Source organism: Prosthecobacter sp., assembly GCF_049294395.1.
Lineage (GTDB): Bacteria > Verrucomicrobiota > Verrucomicrobiia > Verrucomicrobiales > Verrucomicrobiaceae > Prosthecobacter.
The window spans coordinates 1-16,386 of sequence record NZ_JBAQCR010000439.1 but is presented as its reverse complement, the minus strand read 5'-3'; the positions used below and the strand labels follow the sequence as shown (position 1 = coordinate 16,386).

At 60.8% G+C, this 16,386-nt stretch carries 18 protein-coding genes; 11 read left to right on the top strand and 7 right to left on the bottom strand.

What is annotated here, in order from left to right; translation table 11 throughout:
• The coding region (locus WAW39_RS29985) for an RNA polymerase sigma factor (protein ID WP_422323411.1) at positions 1-178 on the bottom strand (178 nt) is incomplete at its 3' end.
• A 148-nt stretch (positions 179-326) separates the two neighbouring features.
• Between WAW39_RS29985 and infA the strand changes: the two genes are divergently transcribed.
• Genes infA through WAW39_RS29970 form a run of 3 tightly spaced genes read left to right on the top strand, consistent with a single transcriptional unit; the run spans position 327 to position 1,693 of the window.
• Positions 327-680: a translation initiation factor IF-1 gene (gene infA, locus WAW39_RS29980; RefSeq protein WP_422323409.1), complete on the top strand. Its 354-nt coding sequence runs from the start codon at positions 327-329 to the stop codon at positions 678-680.
• Between the two features lie 24 nt (positions 681-704).
• The gene (locus WAW39_RS29975) at positions 705-1,256 is read left to right on the top strand and encodes a ribonuclease H-like domain-containing protein (protein WP_422323407.1); all 552 of its coding nucleotides are present in this window, start codon (positions 705-707) and stop codon (positions 1,254-1,256) included.
• Positions 1,253-1,693, top strand: a complete 441-nt coding sequence (locus WAW39_RS29970) for a hypothetical protein (RefSeq protein ID WP_422323405.1) — start codon at positions 1,253-1,255, stop codon at positions 1,691-1,693. The genes WAW39_RS29975 and WAW39_RS29970 overlap by 4 nt, the downstream gene beginning before the upstream one ends.
• Here WAW39_RS29970 and WAW39_RS29965 read toward each other — a convergent pair.
• Positions 1,669-1,905 (bottom strand): hypothetical protein, encoded by a 237-nt coding sequence (locus tag WAW39_RS29965; RefSeq protein WP_422323403.1) that lies wholly within the window; start codon positions 1,903-1,905, stop codon positions 1,669-1,671. The two genes, WAW39_RS29970 and WAW39_RS29965, sit on opposite strands and share 25 nt — an antisense overlap.
• A 225-nt stretch (positions 1,906-2,130) precedes the next feature.
• Here WAW39_RS29965 and WAW39_RS29960 point away from each other — a divergent pair, with 225 nt between their 5' ends.
• A complete protein-coding gene (locus tag WAW39_RS29960; RefSeq protein ID WP_422323401.1) occupies positions 2,131-3,549 on the top strand; it encodes a DUF1501 domain-containing protein in 1,419 nt (472 codons plus the stop codon).
• A gap of 264 nt (positions 3,550-3,813) precedes the next feature.
• On the opposite strand, the gene WAW39_RS29955 is transcribed toward WAW39_RS29960, so the two are convergent.
• Entirely contained in the window at positions 3,814-4,026 is a 213-nt protein-coding gene (locus WAW39_RS29955) for a helix-turn-helix transcriptional regulator (protein WP_422323399.1), read from the bottom strand.
• A 182-nt stretch (positions 4,027-4,208) separates the two neighbouring features.
• Here WAW39_RS29955 and glmS point away from each other — a divergent pair, with 182 nt between their 5' ends.
• From glmS to WAW39_RS29940, 3 genes are all read left to right on the top strand, one after another.
• On the top strand, positions 4,209-6,062 hold the full coding sequence (gene glmS, locus WAW39_RS29950; protein ID WP_422323397.1) for a glutamine--fructose-6-phosphate transaminase (isomerizing): 1,854 nt from the start codon (positions 4,209-4,211) through the stop codon (positions 6,060-6,062).
• A 23-nt stretch (positions 6,063-6,085) separates the two neighbouring features.
• Complete coding sequence (locus WAW39_RS29945; RefSeq protein ID WP_422323395.1) at positions 6,086-6,898, top strand: hypothetical protein; 813 nt, start codon at positions 6,086-6,088, stop codon at positions 6,896-6,898.
• Positions 6,899-6,974: 76 nt separating this feature from the next.
• Positions 6,975-8,024, top strand: coding sequence for an NAD(P)/FAD-dependent oxidoreductase (locus WAW39_RS29940; protein WP_422323393.1), 1,050 nt, complete (start codon positions 6,975-6,977; stop codon positions 8,022-8,024).
• A 152-nt stretch (positions 8,025-8,176) separates the two neighbouring features.
• Here the strand turns inward: WAW39_RS29940 and WAW39_RS29935 are convergent, their stop codons facing one another.
• The gene (locus tag WAW39_RS29935) at positions 8,177-9,643 is read right to left on the bottom strand and encodes a protein adenylyltransferase SelO (protein ID WP_422323391.1); all 1,467 of its coding nucleotides are present in this window, start codon (positions 9,641-9,643) and stop codon (positions 8,177-8,179) included.
• Positions 9,644-9,757: 114 nt separating this feature from the next.
• Between WAW39_RS29935 and WAW39_RS29930 the strand changes: the two genes are divergently transcribed.
• The 4 genes from WAW39_RS29930 to WAW39_RS29915 all read left to right on the top strand — a co-directional run bounded on the left by WAW39_RS29930 (position 9,758) and on the right by WAW39_RS29915 (position 14,067).
• The gene (locus WAW39_RS29930; protein ID WP_422323389.1) at positions 9,758-10,357 is read left to right on the top strand and encodes a class I SAM-dependent methyltransferase; all 600 of its coding nucleotides are present in this window, start codon (positions 9,758-9,760) and stop codon (positions 10,355-10,357) included.
• 281 nt (positions 10,358-10,638) lie between these two features.
• Entirely contained in the window at positions 10,639-11,586 is a 948-nt protein-coding gene (locus WAW39_RS29925; RefSeq protein ID WP_422323387.1) for an AEC family transporter, read from the top strand.
• Positions 11,583-12,488: an EamA family transporter gene (locus WAW39_RS29920; protein ID WP_422323385.1), complete on the top strand. Its 906-nt coding sequence runs from the start codon at positions 11,583-11,585 to the stop codon at positions 12,486-12,488. The genes WAW39_RS29925 and WAW39_RS29920 overlap by 4 nt, the downstream gene beginning before the upstream one ends.
• A gap of 256 nt (positions 12,489-12,744) precedes the next feature.
• Positions 12,745-14,067: an NlpC/P60 family protein gene (locus WAW39_RS29915; RefSeq protein ID WP_422323383.1), complete on the top strand. Its 1,323-nt coding sequence runs from the start codon at positions 12,745-12,747 to the stop codon at positions 14,065-14,067.
• A gap of 29 nt (positions 14,068-14,096) precedes the next feature.
• Here the strand turns inward: WAW39_RS29915 and WAW39_RS29910 are convergent, their stop codons facing one another.
• The 3 genes from WAW39_RS29910 to WAW39_RS29900 all read right to left on the bottom strand — a co-directional run.
• On the bottom strand, positions 14,097-14,492 hold the full coding sequence (locus tag WAW39_RS29910) for a VOC family protein (RefSeq protein ID WP_422323381.1): 396 nt from the start codon (positions 14,490-14,492) through the stop codon (positions 14,097-14,099).
• A gap of 56 nt (positions 14,493-14,548) precedes the next feature.
• Positions 14,549-14,962 carry a DUF6678 family protein gene (locus WAW39_RS29905; protein WP_422323379.1) on the bottom strand — a complete coding sequence of 138 codons (414 nt, stop codon included), beginning with the start codon at positions 14,960-14,962 and terminating at the stop codon, positions 14,549-14,551.
• A 510-nt stretch (positions 14,963-15,472) separates the two neighbouring features.
• Positions 15,473-16,386, bottom strand: a 914-nt coding sequence (locus WAW39_RS29900) for a dihydrodipicolinate synthase family protein (protein ID WP_422323377.1), incomplete at its 5' end; no start/stop codon positions are given.

Sequence of the window (16,386 nt, the reverse complement as noted above, 5' to 3'; positions counted from 1 at the left end):
GGAGCCAGGCGCGCAGGTTGGCGATGCCCGGCGGGATGGTCTGACGTCCGAGTTTGATGAAAAACTCCTGCAGCAGGTCTTTGGCGTCCGCCTCGTTGCCGGTGAAACTGGTGAAATAGTGAAACAGGCCCGCCGCGTGGGCATCATAGAGTTCGGGCAGTGTCGGGGTGGCGGGCATGCAGGGGGAGTTTCACGGACAGGACGGATGGCGGCGAGATTTTTGTCTGTCCGAAATTCGCCGGGCGGCTTCCCCGCCAGTCACGGCACAAAATTACCCTTGTAATCCCCGCGTGTGGGAGCATCCTCAAACCCTACTTTTTTTACGCATGTCACGTCCCCCCAATCGCGGCCCATCACGCAGTGGCCCAAATCGCGGTCCTTCACGCGGCGGCCCACGCCGCCCCAGCGGTCCGCCCCGCTTCGTCCCACCACCACGTCCGCCGGAGCCTGTGGACGCCGGCAAGCAGAAGGAAGAAGCCATCGAACTCGAAGGCACCATCGCCGCCGTGCTCGCCGGCACCATGTTCCGAGTGAAGCTGCGCAACGGCCACGAAGTGCTGGCTCATATCTCCGGCAAGATGCGCAAGAAATTCATCCGTCTCGTCATCGGCGATGCGGTGAAGATCGAAATGTCCCCTTACGACATGGACAAGGCGCGCATCGTTTATCGCATCGGCTAAGCTGACGCAGGCCCACGCGATCTCATGGCTGGAGACATTGTTTATTTCGACCTCGAAACACGCCGCACCGCGAACGATGTCGGCGGCTGGGGCAACAAGCACATGATGGGCATCTCCGTGGCCTGCACGTTCAGCACCAAGCAGAACGAGTACAGCATCTACACGCAGGAAGAGACCCCGGATCTCATCCGCCAGCTCAAGAACGCCGATCTCGTCGTCGGATTCAATCACATCGGCTTCGATTACGAAGTGCTCAAAGGTCACGACCTGCTCTTTGATTCAGCCGATCTTCCGCACAGCCTGGATCTGCTGATCGACCTCGAAAAGGTGCTCGGACACCGTATCAAGCTCGATGCCGTGGCCGCTGCCACGCTGGGCATGGGCAAGACCGCTGATGGCCTGGACGCTCTCAAATGGTGGCAGCAGGGGGAAGTGGCGAAGATCGCCGAATACTGCTGCTATGACGTGAAGGTGACCAAGTGCGTGCACGAATATGGCATGGAGCACGGCCACGTGAAGTACCACGACCGCAATGGCCGCGAGCAGACAGCCAAGGTGAACTGGAAGCCGGTATGACACCGCTGCTCCGCCTGCTCCTGCGCGCCGGCTGGGCACCTCTGGCGGTCCTGATTTTTCATCAGAAGATCATGCGCGCACCCTGGCGGCAGCAGCTGGATTTCGTCATGCATTACAGCGGCGGGGTCGCCATCTCGTTCTTCATCTGGCATGCGCTGGACTGTTTTGCGCATTGGTTTGGCAGCCTGACCCCGTTCGCCCGCTACCTCTTCACCTTTGCGCTCGCCTGCACGGTGGGATTGTTTTGGGAGTTCGCGGAACTTTTTTCCGATGTGGTGTTTGGCTCGCACATCCAGCATAGCGTGCGCGAAACGATGCGCGATCTGATCGCTGATGCGACGGGTGCGCTCACCACGCTGACGCTGACGTGGATGGTGCGCTGCTTTACTGTGAAGCGTGAGGCCAAGGCGGATCAGCCGCCGGCAAGCCAGGTCTGAAAGGCCGCTTCCGCACGCTGCAGCATCTCGGCCTGATTGCGGCGCAGATCGCTGAACTGATTCCACGCGGTCAGATCCTGCTTGGAGCCGGTGCCTTCGATCTCGGCGATGAATTCCGTGACCAGATCCAGCTTGTCGCTGTGCTGCTCACGCAGGTAGGTTTTGCAGGCCACGCCCGTCTCATGCAGTCGATTTTTGGTTCCCAGTGCCATGGGTATTCATCCGATGTTCTATGGGGTCGGCAACCGTTTTTGTGAGCCTCGCCCCTCTACAAAAATCAACCATCCTTGTTCATCAGTCCTCAATCGCGCACACCCGCGGTGCTCCAACACCCCAGAGATTGACGATTGTCGAACATTCGATTTTTGATTGTTGAAGTGCCGAGCTCCCAAACACTCCCGCAATCTCAGCCTTCATGCGCACGTTTCATCCACCGCATGACCACCCCTGCCTTCCTTGACGTCTCCCGCCGCCAGTTTTTCCGGCAGTCCGGGCTGGGACTGGGCTCGATGGCGCTGGGGTCGATGCTGGCACGGGATCTTCCGGCTGCCGCCGCGCTGGCGGGTCCGAGGCCGCACTTCGCGCCGAGGGCCAAGCACATCATTTATCTGCACATGATCGGCGCGCCGTCGCAGCTGGATCTCTACGACTACAAGCCGCTGCTGCAGAAGATGGATGGGCAGACCTGCCCGGCGGAACTGACGAAAGGCAAACGCTTTGCCTTCATCGGCGGGGAGCTGAAGCTGGCGGGCACGGAGTTTAAATTTCAGCGGCATGGCCAGAGCGGCCTGGAGCTGAGCGAGCTGCTGCCGCACCTGGGGACCGTGGCAGATGACATCTGCGTGGTGAAGTCCCTGCACACGAATGAGATGAATCACGCCCCGGCGCAGATGTTTCTGCACACGGGCTTTGGTCAGGGTGGACGACCCAGCCTGGGTGCCTGGGTCACCTATGGTCTCGGCACTGAGAACCGCGACCTGCCCGCCTACGTGGTGCTCCAGTCCGGGCCTCCCGGCGGTGCGGGTTCCACGCTGTGGAGCACTGGCTTCCTGCCCAGTGTGTATCAGGGAATCCCGTTTCGTGGCAGCGGTGAACCCGTGCTCTTTCTTGGCAATCCGCCGGGACAAAGCACGAAAGACCGCCGCCATGTGCTGGATGCGGTGAAGTCGCTCAATGAACAGCAGCTCGACATTGTGGGAGATCCGGAGATCGCCACGCGCATCAGCCAGTATGAAATGGCCTACCGCATGCAGACCAGCGTGCCGGAGCTGATGGACATCACCCGGGAGAACCAGGCCACGCTGGACATGTACGGTGCGCAGCCCGGGAAGGCCTCCTTTGCGAACAACTGCCTGCTGGCCCGCCGTCTGATTGAGCGCGGGGTGCGGATGGTGCAGCTTTTTGATTCCGACTGGGACCACCACGGCGGACTCAAGCGCGCCCTCACCGCCAAAGCGAAGGACGTGGACCAGCCCATGGCCGCGCTGGTGAGGGACCTCAAACAGCGAGGGCTGCTGGATGAAACTCTGGTGATCTGGGGTGGCGAATTTGGCCGCACTCCGCTGCGTCAGGGCGCGAATGGCGACGGCGTCAAAACCTCTCCCGGCCGCGACCACCACAAGGACGCCTACACGATGTGGATGGCGGGCGGCGGCACCAAGCCCGGCACCGTGTATGGCAAGACGGATGACTTCGGCTTCAACATCGCCGAAAACCCGGTACACACCCACGATCTCAACGCCACCGTCTTAAATCTGCTCGGCCTCGACCATGAACGCCTGACCTTCCGGTATCAAGGGCGCGACTTCCGGCTGACGGACGTGCATGGGGAACTGGTGCCGGGGATTTTGGGGTGAGGGGACGCTGCTTCAGCAATTTCATCTCCCATGAAACGAGCCGTGCTTTTCTGCCTGATTGGGATGGGATCGATGCGCACGAATGTTTTGAGCCAAGAACTCAAAATGGCCGTGGAGATGTCAGTGAAAGGAAGCCAAATTCCTCGACTTGGTCCCTCATGGGTCCGCAAATTTTGATTCCCTCGTCAAACGCAGCAGCGGATGGCTTTCCAAAAGAGTGAAGACGGACTTGGCCTCCCCTCACCCTGCATGACTCATTCCCCGTCAGATCAGCGGCTTGGGCACCATGGCCAGCACCATCAAGACCTTGGAGATTTTCATGCCCATGCGGATGGCGATGGTTTCAGGCGATTTCCCCCGGGCGAAGAGGGTCTGAATCTCCTTCTCTTTCGGGGTCAGGCTGTCTTTCTCTTTCTTGGGTGGGGTGGGTTTGTTTGTCATGTAAATGCTGACACCGCGACCGCTGTCCGCGTTCATTGACCGGTTTTTGATGGCTCTGCACCCGTGCCACACTCCTTTCCGGCCTGAACTCAGGCCGGACTTTGTTTTACTAAAGAAAAATGTGGTTCACCACGAACTGCTGGCGTGGGTTCTGCGAGGGGGTATCGTATTGCCCTGCCATTTTAGGCAGGGTCTTTTACCCCTTTTTTTACTCTCTCATGTGCGGAATCGTTGGATACATCGGCAATCGTCAGGCCAGCTCCATCCTTTTGGACGGGCTGCGTCGTCTGGAATATCGCGGCTATGACTCGGCCGGCATGGCCCTCAATGGCGGCGGCGAGGACCTCCGGATCGTGAAACGCGCCGGTCGGATCGACAATCTGCGCCAAGCTGTCACGGAAGCAAATCCGCTGGGCACCATGGGCATCTCCCACACCCGCTGGGCCACTCACGGACCCGCGACGGACGTGAACGCCCACCCGCACCCGGACCAGTCCGGCAAGCTGGTGCTGGTGCACAATGGCGTGATCGAGAACTACCAGACGCTGCGGGACCAGCTGATCGCCAAAGGCCACACCTTTCATTCTCAAACGGATACGGAGGTGCTCTCCCATCTGGTGGGCACCTATTTTGATGAATCGAAGGAGCCGGACGGCACGCTGCGCCTGGTGAACGCCCTCAAAGCCGCACTGGCCCGGGTGAAGGGCACCTATGGCATCGCCGTCATGCATGGGGATCTCCCCGGCGTCATCGTCGGCGCCCGCCTGGGCAGCCCGCTGATCGTCGGACTCGGCAAGCACGAGCATTTCCTGGCCAGCGACGTGTCCGCCGTGGTGGCCCACACGCGGGACGTGGTTTACCTGAACGACTACGACATCGTCACCATCACCAAAGACAGCTATGACGTGCAGTCCCACCAGGGCGTGCCCGCCGAGGTGAAGGTGAGCCGCGTGGAGTTCAGCGCGGATGACGCCGAGAAGGGCGAATTCCCGCACTTCATGCTCAAGGAGATCTACGAGCAGCCCAATTCCCTGCGCAATGCGATGCGCGGCCGCCTTTCCCGCGACGAGTGCACTGCCATCATGGGCGGCCTGAACATGAGCCCGAAGGAGCTGGTGCAGATCGACCGCATCATCCTTGCCGGCTGCGGCACGGCTTACCATGCCGCCATGGTGGGTGAGTATTTGATCGAATCCCTCGCCCGTGTGCCGACGGAGGTGGAGATCGCCAGTGAATTCCGCTACCGCAACGTGCCCACGAACAGGAACACGCTGCAGTTCGTCATGAGCCAGAGCGGCGAGACAATCGACACGCTCGCGGCCATGCGGGAAGGCCAGCGCAAGGGCATCCGCTGCCTGGGCATCGTGAACACCGTGGGCAGCACCATCGCCCGCGAGAGCGATGGCGGCGTGTACATCCACGCCGGACCGGAAATCGGTGTGGCGGCGACGAAGACCTTCACCTCCCAGGTCACCATCCTCACCCTCCTCAGCATGCTGCTGGGCCGCATCCACCATCTTTCCAGCGTGGATGGCCTGGAAATGATCGACCAGCTCGAAGCGATGCCGGACAAGATCGCGCAGATCCTGAAGCAGGCGGACAAGATCAAGGCCATCGCCGAGAAGCATTGCAATGCCGAGGGCATGCTCTTCATGGGTCGCCAGATGAACTACCCGGTGGCGCTGGAAGGCGCGCTGAAGATGAAGGAAATCAGCTACATCTACGCCAGCGGTCACCCGAGCGCGGAGCTGAAGCACGGCGTCATCGCCCTGGTGAAGCCGGACATGCCTTCCGTGTTCATCGCCCCGGGGGATGCCGTCTTCGACAAGAACGTGAGCAACATCGAGGAAGTGCGCGCCCGCAAAGGCCCCGTAATCGCCGTGACCACTGAAGGCCGCACGGAGCTGGAGCGCATCACCGATGATGTGATCTACGTGCCGGACTGCCCGTCCTACCTGACGCCGATTTTGAATGTGGTTCCGCTGCAGCTTTTGTCCTATTACACGGCCGTCGCACGCGGGTGTGATGTCGATAAACCAAGAAATCTCGCCAAAAGTGTTACAGTGGAGTAAAGTAATGTCGTTCGCCCCCCATCATGTCCGCTCCCCCGTCACGCTCCCGCCGTACGATTTGCCTCGTAGCGCTGGGGCTGTGCCTGGGTGGGATGCCTGCTGGGGCTGATGAACCCGCTCTGGACGACGCCGCACCCTCCATCATTCTGAGAGATCAGACACCGGCGGATTTCCTGGATCTGATCGGCCAGCGCACGAAGGCGCGGTGGCGACTGCTGTTTCGTCCGCCACCGCCCACGCCGCCCACGGATCGCGGGCGTGCCGCGCTGCTTCTCGGCGGTCTGATGGCAGACAGCTTCCTCATCTGGCAGGCGGGGGATTCCCAGCAGTTCCGCAACAACAACCAGGAAGTGCTCAGCTACTGCCGCATGCTGGGTCTGGGTGAAAAACTCCTGCCCCGCCTCATGGCCCAGGGCAAAATGGCGGAAAGCAATGAGTGGAAGGAGCTCCGCAGCGAGATCGTGGACAGCCACCAGGTGCTGATCCGCATGCTGCGGGAGCAGAAGGACGACGATCTGGCGGTCCTGATCGATCTGGGGCTCTGGCTGCGACTGTTGGAGATCGTCTCCAGCGTGGTGGTGGAAAATGACACCGTGGAAGTGCGGCCTTTGTGCATCGGCTCACCCGTGATCCTTCAGGAAATCCGCGATGACTACAACCGGCTGGGCATGCCCAAGCATGAAGAGCCCATGATCAAGCACATCGGCGCCGCCATTGAAGAAATCAGCGCCCTCTGGCGCAGCGCCATTCCCGCCGCCCCCACGGCGGAGCAGGTCACCAAGACCCATGAGAAGCTCAAGGAGATCATGCAGGTGATGCTGGAAAAGCAGCCTTGAGCTGCCGTTTGTTTTTTGCGTGCCTGTGAATGACTCGGCCATGATTTCGGGCTAAAGGCCCCGCACTCCTTTCGTCATGCCACCCCGCATCCTCATCATCGGCCAGGGACTCGCCGGCACGGCGCTGGCGTGGTGTTTGTGGGAGCGTGGGGTGCCGTTTGTCATCGTGGATCGCGACGAAGCACTCACCTGTTCGAAGGTGGCGGCGGGTTTGATCACGCCGATCACGGGCATGCGATTGACGGTCAGCTGGCGTTATACAATGTTTTACCGTGAGGCCTTGGGCTTCTACCGCCGCTGCGGCCAGCGTCTGGGGCAGCGCTGCTTCTTCCCGCGCGGCTACGTACGGCTGCTCAAAAACGAGGCAGAAATCGCCAAATGGCACAAGCGCCGGCGGGATCCTGACATGCAGCCCTTCCTGCACCCGCTGGAGCCGAAACTGGACGCGGAGGTCATTCACGATCCTGCCAACGGCTTCCAGCAACGCCACGCCGCCTGGCTGGACACCCATGCCTATCTGCAGGCCAGCCGCCGCTTCTTCGCGGAACTCGGAGCCTGGATGCAAGGCGATGTGCAGCCCGCCGACGTGCACGACGACGACACCGGCGTGGAGTGGCAGGGCCAGCGATTCTCCCACGTGATCTGGGCGCAGGGCTGGAGCGCGGAAAAGCACCCCCTTTTCAACTGGGTGCCGTTTCAGTCTGCACGCGGCACTATTCTGACGGTTCAGGCCAATATGCGCGGCGAGCAGCGCATTCTCAACCGTGGCTGCTGGCTGCTACCGCGCCCGGACGGCAGCCTGCGTGCCGGATCGACCTACGAATGGAAGTTTGATGATCCGCACACGCCTGCGCCGGAGCAGGTGAAGCAACTGGAAGCCAATTTGAGCAGCCTGCTCAAGGTACCTGCCTCGATTACTGCCATGCAGACGGCGGTGCGGCCTATCATCAAGAACCAGCAGGCGCTCATGGGCACACACCCCGCGCATCCGCGTGTCGCTTTTCTCAATGGCCTCGGCTCCAAAGGCTCTTTGAGGAGTCCCTGGCTGGCCCGACACCTTGTCGAGCATTTGCTGGATGGTGGTGCGCTGGATCCGGAGCTGGATCTGCAGCGGAATCAGATTTGAGGAGTGGAGGCCTTTTTCGTGGGGGGGTGTTTTGCTTGTCCATGTCCTGAAGATGGCTTCGCCAAACGGCCCGGCTTTGGAGGCATCGAGTTATGGATGGTTTCCACGCGCTCAGGGTCGGGCGGGCTGTCGCCACACCCAACCCACGGTCCTCACGTGCCGCAAAACGTTTGATAGGCACCGGGTGCCAGACCGGAGGGCGTGGTGAATTCAGACTGGATCTCGCGGTTCTCATACGGCTTTGCCAGCACGTCCAGCAGGCGCTGCATGACGCTCAAATCATTGCGCTCCACGGCGGCTTTGAGCGCCTCTTCCACCTTGTGATTCCGGGGGGTCACCGCTGGATTGTGCGCATGCATGCGGTCCTTCACCTCATCCGCGGACTGTGGCTGAAGTTTCAAACGGGCCTGCCATTGCGCGTGCCAGGAGGCGAAGGTGAGATCCTGCTGTGGAGCGGCTTCTGCGGGGTTTAACGCGCGGAAGGTGTTGGTGAAATCGGCCTTTTGGTCTTTCATCCACATCAGCAGCGCTTCGATCAACGCCTTGTCTTCGGCTTCTTCGGTAAAGAGCCCCAGCTTGGACCGCATGCCGGTGAGCCAGTGGCCTTCAAAGGTCGTCTTGAAACTTTCGATGGCCGCATTGGCCAGCTCCACGGCCTGCTTTTCATCGGCATGAAGCAGGGGCAGCAGGGCCTCCGCCAGACGGGCGAGATTCCACTGGGCGATCTGCGGCTGGTTGCCGTAGGCGTAGCGGCCATTGCGGTCAATGGAGCTGAACACGGTGGCCGGATCAAAGGCATCCATGAAGGCGCAGGGGCCATAGTCGATGGTCTCGCCGCTGAGCGCCACGTTGTCAGTGTTCATGACGCCGTGAATGAAGCCGACGCACTGCCATTGGGCGATGAGGCGGGCCTGGCGTTCCATCACGCCTTCGAGCAGCGCGAGGTAGGGAGAGGCGGAGGCGGCGAGTTCCGGATAATGGCGCTGCAGGGTGTGATCTGCGAGGGCTTGGAGGGCGGCTTGATCTCTGTGCGCTGCGGCCCATTCGAAGGTGCCCACGCGGATGTGGCTAGCAGCGATGCGAGTGAGCACGGCGCCCGGCAACGACTCCTGGCGGAAGACTTTCTCGCCGGTGGTAACGACGGCGAGGCTGCGGGTGGTGGGAATGCCGAGCGCGTGCATGGCCTCGCTGATGATGTATTCGCGCAGCATGGGCCCCAGAGCCGCACGGCCGTCTCCGCGCCGTGAGAAGGGCGTGGGGCCGGAGCCTTTGAGCTGCACATCGTAGCGCTCTCCCGTGGGCGTGATTTGTTCTCCCAACAGGATGGCGCGGCCATCGCCGAGGCCGGTGAAATGACCGTATTGGTGACCTGCGTAGGCTTGGGCGAGGGGCTCCGCGCCTTCCGGCAACTCGTTGCCTGCGAAGATCGCCGCCTGCGCTGCCAAGGCAGGAGCATTCAACCCAAGTGACTGGGCCAGCGCGTGATTGAATGCCACCATGCGTGGCTCCCGTACCGGCGTGGGTTCCAGATGCTCGTGGAGCATCGCGGGCAGGCGGGCGTAGGAGTGGTCGAGGTTCCAGCCGGATGAGTTGGGAGTGGTGGGCGCGGACGCAGGCATGAAGAGGATACGCCTTCATGCGCCAACTCGGGCGGCAAGTCCACTGCGCAGACCATCTCGGGGATCGTGCCATCCGGCGCTTTATTCCGCCGGTGAAGTCTCTATTCTCCGCGCATGCTTCCTCCCAAACCCCAACTTGCCAGCCCAAATGGCGGCCTGCCCTCGTCTGTGCTGTGGGCGCAACTGATGCTGAAGGACCGCCTGCGGCCGGGCGACATCGCGGTGGATGCGACGATGGGGAACGGGCATGACACCTTGTTTTTGACCCAGTGCGTGAGCCCCGGCGGGCATGTGTTTGCTTTTGATGTGCAGGCGGCGGCCTTGGTGGAGACGGTGAAGCGTGTGCCGGCGGACATGACTACTTTGATTCACTCCGGGCATGAAACGATGCGCGAGCACGTGCCGGTGGAACTGCATGGGAAGATCAGCGCGATCATGTTTAATCTGGGATATTTGCCGGGCACGGACAAGACGCTCATCACCCGCACGGAGACGACAATGATCGCGGTGCAGGCGGCGCTGGAGCTGCTGAGACCTGGGGGGCTGCTCACCATCGCGGTGTATCCAGGTCATGAAGGCGGAGCCGAGGAGGGGCGGAGCATCGCGGTCTGGGCGGCGGCGCTGGAATCCCGGCGCTATGAGGTGCAGCATTTGCGGCCGATCAACCGTGCGGCGTCGCCGCCGGAGTTGTGGGTGGTGTGGAAGCGGGGGTGATGAAGTGAGGGACGGTGGTCTCCGTTGATCAGCGGGCCGCAAACACGCTGGCAGACAATCAATTCTACATCGACCGGCAAGGCGTCCGTTCGCTGAAGCGGCAGCACAGGATGACTTGCATGCAGCGGGTGCTTGCGGGAGCGCTGGTCGACAGGCAGGAGTGCCTGTCGTACTTCTGACAGAGCGGTAGAAAAATACAGATACTCTTGTGTGCCAAGGGCACTCCCTTCCCTGAGGTACTTGCGGAAACCCGCATCTCCGCCTAGCTGGAGGCCGCGCGCATGGCCAACCTCGACTACTTCAGCATTCTCTCCGTGGCCGTGCCGGTCTATCTCACGATGGCCGCCGGGGCGCTGGCCCGCAAGACGGGGCTGCTAAAACCGGAGGCGGATGTGAGCCTGATGAAGCTCTCCGTGATGATGCTCACGCCAGCGCTGATCATTGAGCGCGTGGTGGGAAATCCAGCGGTGATGCGGCTGCCACCGGTGCTCATTGCTGCGGGGCTGGGTTATGCGCTCGTCGCGCTCGGCATCGCGTTTACGTATTTTGTGGCACCGCTGATCGGCCTGAAGAAAGGCGAGGGCCGCCGCACCTTCAGCGTGGCCTGCGGCCTGCAAAATTATGGCTTCGTGGCCATCCCCATCGTCACCGCGTTGTTTCCAGACAAGGGCACGCTGGGTGTGCTTTTCACCTTCACGCTCGGCGTGGAGCTGGCCTGCTGGACTGCGGGCGTCGGGCTGCTGACGGGCCTGGACAAGGCCCCGTGGCGGCTGGCGCTGAACGCGCCGGTACTCACCATTCTGACCTCGCTGCTGCTGAATTTCACCGGCCTGCATGCCCATGTGCCACTGGTGGCGCACAACACTTTTGCCATGCTGGGCGCCTGCGCGGTGCCGTTGGCCGTGCTGCTCATCGGCGCCTCCATCGCAGATCTGTGGGGGCTGGGCGCCATGCAGTGGAAGGTGGCGATCGTCAGTCCCATTTTGCGTCTGGGCATCATCCCAGTGGCTTTTCTGCTGGCGGCCTACCACTTGCCGATCAGTCTGGATTTGAAGCGCGTCATTGTCGTGCAGGGTGCCATGCCTTCCGCTGTGTTTAACATCATGATCGCGCGCCTCTACGGGGGGCATGCATCCACCGCCGTGCAGGTCGTGATGGCGACGACCATTGTGAGCTGCGTCACCACTCCGCTGGTCATTGCGTGGGGGCTGAAACTGGTCGGCTCATGAATCTGCCCTGGTATTTGCTCTTCCCGCTCGGCTCCGCCGTCGGCTACGCGATCGCGTCCTTGCTGCTGAAAAAAGCGCTCACGGAAGGAGCGCGGCCGATGGCGTGCTTTCACATCAACAACTGGACCAGCACGCTGGCATTTCTGCCGCTCGCTTTACTCGAAACGCAGCCCGTCAACTGGCACGACTGGTACCTGCCGATCGGACTGGGCACGCTGTTTTTCGTCGGAGGCTGGTTCACCTTCATCGCCATGCAGCGCGGGGATGTGTCGCTCGTCACACCGGTGCTGGGGTCGAAGGTGGTGTTTGTCGCGCTGGGTGCCAGCCTGTTCATCACCGACAGCATGAAGCCGCTGATGTGGGTGGCCGCCATCATCACCACGGGCGGGATCTTCCTCATGAGCGCGACCGATTTCAAAACGCCGAAAGGCGCGCGGCTGGCGGGTCCGGTGGTCATGGCGCTCATCAGCGCCGCACTCTACGCCTTTGCCGATGTGTTCCTGCAAAAATGGGCGCCCTCATTCGGCCCGAAGACCTTTCTGGCTCTTCTGTCCGGGACCACCGGTGTGCTGTCACTCCTCTCGATGACGCTGCTGCCCAATCGCCCGCCGATTCCATGGAATCGCGCCACACAGTGGTCCATCGGTGGCAGCGCCTTGATCGCCGCGCAATCGATGACCTTGGGTCTTTCGCTCGCTTACTTCAATGACGCCGTCGGCGTGAACGTCGTGTATGCCACGCGCGGTATGTGGAGCCTTGCCGTCGTCGCGCTGCTCGGGCCGCTGCTGGGCAACCGCGAACGCCATGAGTCCGGCAAAGCCTACGGCATCCGCATCGTCGCCGCGCTGCTGCTCATGGCGGGAGTGATCTGCGCGGTGATCTCGCGCATGCAGACCAAGTAGCTCCGTTTCTGGGGAATGGGGAGTCCGTGGCTGAGCGCTGATTTGTGCTTATTCGCGCCCCTTTGTCTGCATTCGTGTTAGAGTACGCTGTCAGCACCGGCACATTCAGCTTGCCGGATTAATTAATAAGGAAAGCGGGGCCGCGAGAAACGATTCATTCCTGCTTTCCCGCTTCCGCCTCAGAAAATGGATTTGATCAGTTTGGCCCACCGGGGCGTCTAACCAAGCGACATCAACTCCCAGCCCCCCGAAACTCATGCACACTTTATTGCGACTCCTGCTGGTCATGCTCATGGCAGCAGGCACAGGCGCTCCGCTGCTTGCAGCCACGACTTCCACCCAGGGGAAAAAGTCGACCAAGTCGGCAACCAGCTCCAAAAAGAAAGCGCTCGCCAATTCTGATTCCACGCCGGCGAAAAAAACGCCTGCCCCCGAACCGGTCAACGAAGATCCCCCCACCGTCGTCCCCACGCCGGCGGTGGTTTCCACGCTCAGCATCGAGGACATCAGTGGGTTTGACTCTTACCCCAAGCAGATTCAAAGCCTGGTGCAGAGCTGCCTGGCGCTCACGCATTTGGAACTCGGCTATATGTATGGCTCCAGTGAACCCAGTAAGGGCGGCATGGACTGCTCTGGCACGATTTATCACGTGCTGCACTTTCAGGGCCTGAAGGACGTGCCGCGGCAGTCCGACGAGATGTGCAACTGGGTGGACAAGAAGAGCCACCTCTCACTCACCCCCACGGCCACCCACTTTGACAGCGAGGAATTCGCCAACCTCAAACCCGGTGACCTGCTCTTCTGGACCAACTCCCTCGAGACCACGCGCAAGCTGCCCGTGACACACGTCATGATCTACCTCGGCAAGCTCAAGAAGAGCGGCAAGCGAGTCGTCTTCGGCTCCAGCGACGGCCGCAGCTACATGGGCGAGCGCCGCAGCGGCGTGAGCGTCTTCGACTTCAGCCTGCCCAAGCCCGACAGCACCAAGCACTTCTATGGCTACGGGCCGACACCGGGGCTGCTGCCTGCTGAGCCTGAGAAGCCGGTGATTGCGGCTGTGACGCCAGCTGCCCCTGCGCCAGCGTCCACGCCGAAAGAGACTGCGGTGTCCAAAGAAACAACGACACCGAAGGAAACGGCTGCGGTGAAAGAAACGCCTGCACCGAAGGAGCCTGTGGTAGTCAAAGAGCCCCCAGCAACCAAGGCAGCCTCTGCCGCCAAGGAAACACCCGCACCGAAACTGGTGGCATCTGTGGCCAAAGAAAAAGAGGTGCCCGCACTCACGAAGCCCGACGCCAAAGAATCGTCCGCAGTGAAGGAGGAAGTGCGCAAAGCCGTGGTCATCACCACCGAAACATCACCCGATTCCGCGACCAAGAAAACGGTCTTAGCCGAGGCCAAGAGCGACGCTCCTTCCAAGGCCTCCACCGCCAAACCCAAAACAACGGCGACCAAGAAGCGCTCCACCAATGTTGCGGCTACCACTCGCCGGCGCACGCCTGCCGCACCGCCGAAGAGCGTGTCTGAGCAGAAGATGGATCGCGCGGTGAGTTCGGTACGGCGGTTTTTTCAGCCGTGATGCGGCGGACGGGTTTGTAGCAAAATAATTCAGGGCGCCTCTTTCGTGTGAAACAAATTCCACGCGTGCCCATCGGGATCCAGAAAGCTGTGCTGATACATGAAGCCGTGATCTTCCGCTTCTTCGACAGTCGTGCCTCCGGCGGCCACGGCTTTCCGAACCAGATCGTCAATTTCGGCCCGACTGGAGCACTGGAGGCAGTTCAGAACCTCGAGGTACTTGGAAGTGTCGCATACGGCTCGTGGGGAGAACGTGGTAAAAACGGACTCCTCTGAAAGCATGAGGTGAATGGTTTCGCTGATGACGATGCAGACATGCTTCTCTCCGCTCATGCCCTCATTGACAGTGAAGCCAAGGGCTGTGTAAAACACTCGTGCCCGAGGCAGGTCCTTGGTGGAAAGGTGAACAACAATGGCGCGAATCATGGTGTTTTTGAATTAGGTGGGCGGAAAACCAATGCAAAAGGATCGAGTGCAGGTTCTCACGTGAACGGTATGGGAGTCACTGCTGGGCATGTGTAGCCAAGAATGAAAAATGAACTGTCGGTCTCTTTGAAAGTGGCACGTGCTTCTTCCAGGGAACGTCGAATCTCATCCGAATGGTCAAGAACGCTGCATTGAACAAGTCTACCCATGTGCCGCCGTTCACATCGCTCAATCTCCACCCACTCAACAAACTTCAGTTCTTCCGGGCCGCCGGAAGCCTCGACGTAATGCGGATGTGGTTGCCAAAGTCCTGTCTGCCAACCCGTAGGCTCAGCCACGTCGATGAATTTGATGCGCTTGTGGCACGGGAAACTTTGAATCAGAGGCATCAGCCGCTGCCACTTTGTGTTGCTGGACACACTGCAAAGGCCTTCTCTTTCAGCGATGCGGATGGCTCGATTCTCTGTCATGGCGATCTAAGGGTTCGCAGTTAGCAGATAGGCTTCGGACTTCTCGCATCGACCGACGACGAACGGAAAGCGCCCATGCCACGACAGATGCCATACGAGCCGTTGCCTGCATCCGTTTTATTCGGCTTCATTTCCGTGCACCAGTCTTGTATAAATGATCAAGGCAGTAAACAACTCCCCTGATTCGTGGTTTGTGACATTCAGCCCATATGCATTCGCCACCCTCTTCACCGCCTCGGGATCGGCGAAGAAGTTCTTTTCTCTTCGATTCTGACTCCTCCCTCGACCAGCCTTCTCGGTCTTCAACCCTGCTGACGACCTGAACTTGATACTTATCCCATTCATCGATTGCCCAGAGAGCACCACAATCAGGGCATTCGCATAGACGCTGCCAGTCTGCCATATCCAATTGGTGGAGTGCCTCCTGAAACCCATTGGGTGCGTTCTCAATAAAGAATGCATCATCAAGACTGTGGCATTGGCATGACATCGTGGTTTTAAAAAAGTCTCTCACCGCAGCCATTCGTCACGATGAGCCGCAACAAACGCATCGTCATTCAAATGTGGGTAGGCGCGATACACACGGTCGATTTCTTCAAGCTGGCCGGGGCTGAGGGATTCGTGTTCGTCGAGGCACCAGAGGCCTTCGAGGAGGCCCTGGCGGCGGAGGACTTCGTGGAGGCCGGCGATGCAGCCGTGGTAGGCGTTGGCGGCGTCGAAGAAGGCGGCGTTGCTATCGGTGACTTCGATGCCGAGGCAGAGCAGGTCGGACGTGGCTGCGGCGTTGCGGCATTGGTCTAAGAGCTGCACGGCGCGCTGGGTCCAGACGGACCAGTGGCCGAGGAGGCCGCCGACGATGCGGCGTTCTTTTCCGGCGAAGCGGTAGGGGGTGAGGAAGTCGGCGACGATGTTGTCGTCGTTGCCGGTGTAGAGGGCGATGTCATCGCGCCCGGACTCGATGACGGCGCGGACGACGTCGAGGGTTTGATAGCGGTTGAACGGGGCCATCTTGATGGCGACGACGTTTTCGATCTCGGCAAAGCGACGCCAGAACGAGTAGGGCAGCACGCGGCCGCCGACGCTGGGTTGCAAATAGAAGCCGACGACGGGCAGCACCTCGGCCACGGCGCGGCAGTGTGCGATGCGTTCATCCTCGGTGGCCGCAGGCAACGCACCGAGACTGAGGAGTCCGGCGTGGTAGCCGAGCTCGCGCAGCAGTTCGGCTTCACCGACGGCCTGTGGCGTAGCACCACAGATGCCGCCGATGCGCACGAGGGGTTTTCCTGAGCGGTCCATTTCTTCCTTCGCGAGTTCGAGCACGGGCTTGAACAAACCGATCTGCGGATCGCGAATGGCAAACTGGGTGGTATGCACGCCGACGGCGAGGCCTCCGACTCCGGCGGCGATGTAGTAGCGTGCCAGCC

What these genes read in the sequence shown, in the direction of transcription:
- infA (WP_422323409.1), top strand. Translation starts at nt 327, where the DNA reads ATGTCACGTCCCCCCAATCGCGGCCCATCACGCAGTGGCCCAAATCGC.
- WAW39_RS29975 (WP_422323407.1), top strand. Translation starts at nt 705, where the DNA reads ATGGCTGGAGACATTGTTTATTTCGACCTCGAAACACGCCGCACCGCG.
- WAW39_RS29970 (WP_422323405.1), top strand. Translation starts at nt 1,253, where the DNA reads ATGACACCGCTGCTCCGCCTGCTCCTGCGCGCCGGCTGGGCACCTCTG.
- WAW39_RS29965 (WP_422323403.1), bottom strand. Translation starts at nt 1,905, where the DNA reads ATGGCACTGGGAACCAAAAATCGACTGCATGAGACGGGCGTGGCCTGC.
- WAW39_RS29960 (WP_422323401.1), top strand. Translation starts at nt 2,131, where the DNA reads ATGACCACCCCTGCCTTCCTTGACGTCTCCCGCCGCCAGTTTTTCCGG.
- WAW39_RS29955 (WP_422323399.1), bottom strand. Translation starts at nt 4,026, where the DNA reads ATGAACGCGGACAGCGGTCGCGGTGTCAGCATTTACATGACAAACAAA.
- glmS (WP_422323397.1), top strand. Translation starts at nt 4,209, where the DNA reads ATGTGCGGAATCGTTGGATACATCGGCAATCGTCAGGCCAGCTCCATC.
- WAW39_RS29945 (WP_422323395.1), top strand. Translation starts at nt 6,086, where the DNA reads ATGTCCGCTCCCCCGTCACGCTCCCGCCGTACGATTTGCCTCGTAGCG.
- WAW39_RS29940 (WP_422323393.1), top strand. Translation starts at nt 6,975, where the DNA reads ATGCCACCCCGCATCCTCATCATCGGCCAGGGACTCGCCGGCACGGCG.
- WAW39_RS29935 (WP_422323391.1), bottom strand. Translation starts at nt 9,643, where the DNA reads ATGCCTGCGTCCGCGCCCACCACTCCCAACTCATCCGGCTGGAACCTC.
- WAW39_RS29930 (WP_422323389.1), top strand. Translation starts at nt 9,758, where the DNA reads ATGCTTCCTCCCAAACCCCAACTTGCCAGCCCAAATGGCGGCCTGCCC.
- WAW39_RS29925 (WP_422323387.1), top strand. Translation starts at nt 10,639, where the DNA reads ATGGCCAACCTCGACTACTTCAGCATTCTCTCCGTGGCCGTGCCGGTC.
- WAW39_RS29920 (WP_422323385.1), top strand. Translation starts at nt 11,583, where the DNA reads ATGAATCTGCCCTGGTATTTGCTCTTCCCGCTCGGCTCCGCCGTCGGC.
- WAW39_RS29915 (WP_422323383.1), top strand. Translation starts at nt 12,745, where the DNA reads ATGCACACTTTATTGCGACTCCTGCTGGTCATGCTCATGGCAGCAGGC.
- WAW39_RS29910 (WP_422323381.1), bottom strand. Translation starts at nt 14,492, where the DNA reads ATGATTCGCGCCATTGTTGTTCACCTTTCCACCAAGGACCTGCCTCGG.
- WAW39_RS29905 (WP_422323379.1), bottom strand. Translation starts at nt 14,962, where the DNA reads ATGACAGAGAATCGAGCCATCCGCATCGCTGAAAGAGAAGGCCTTTGC.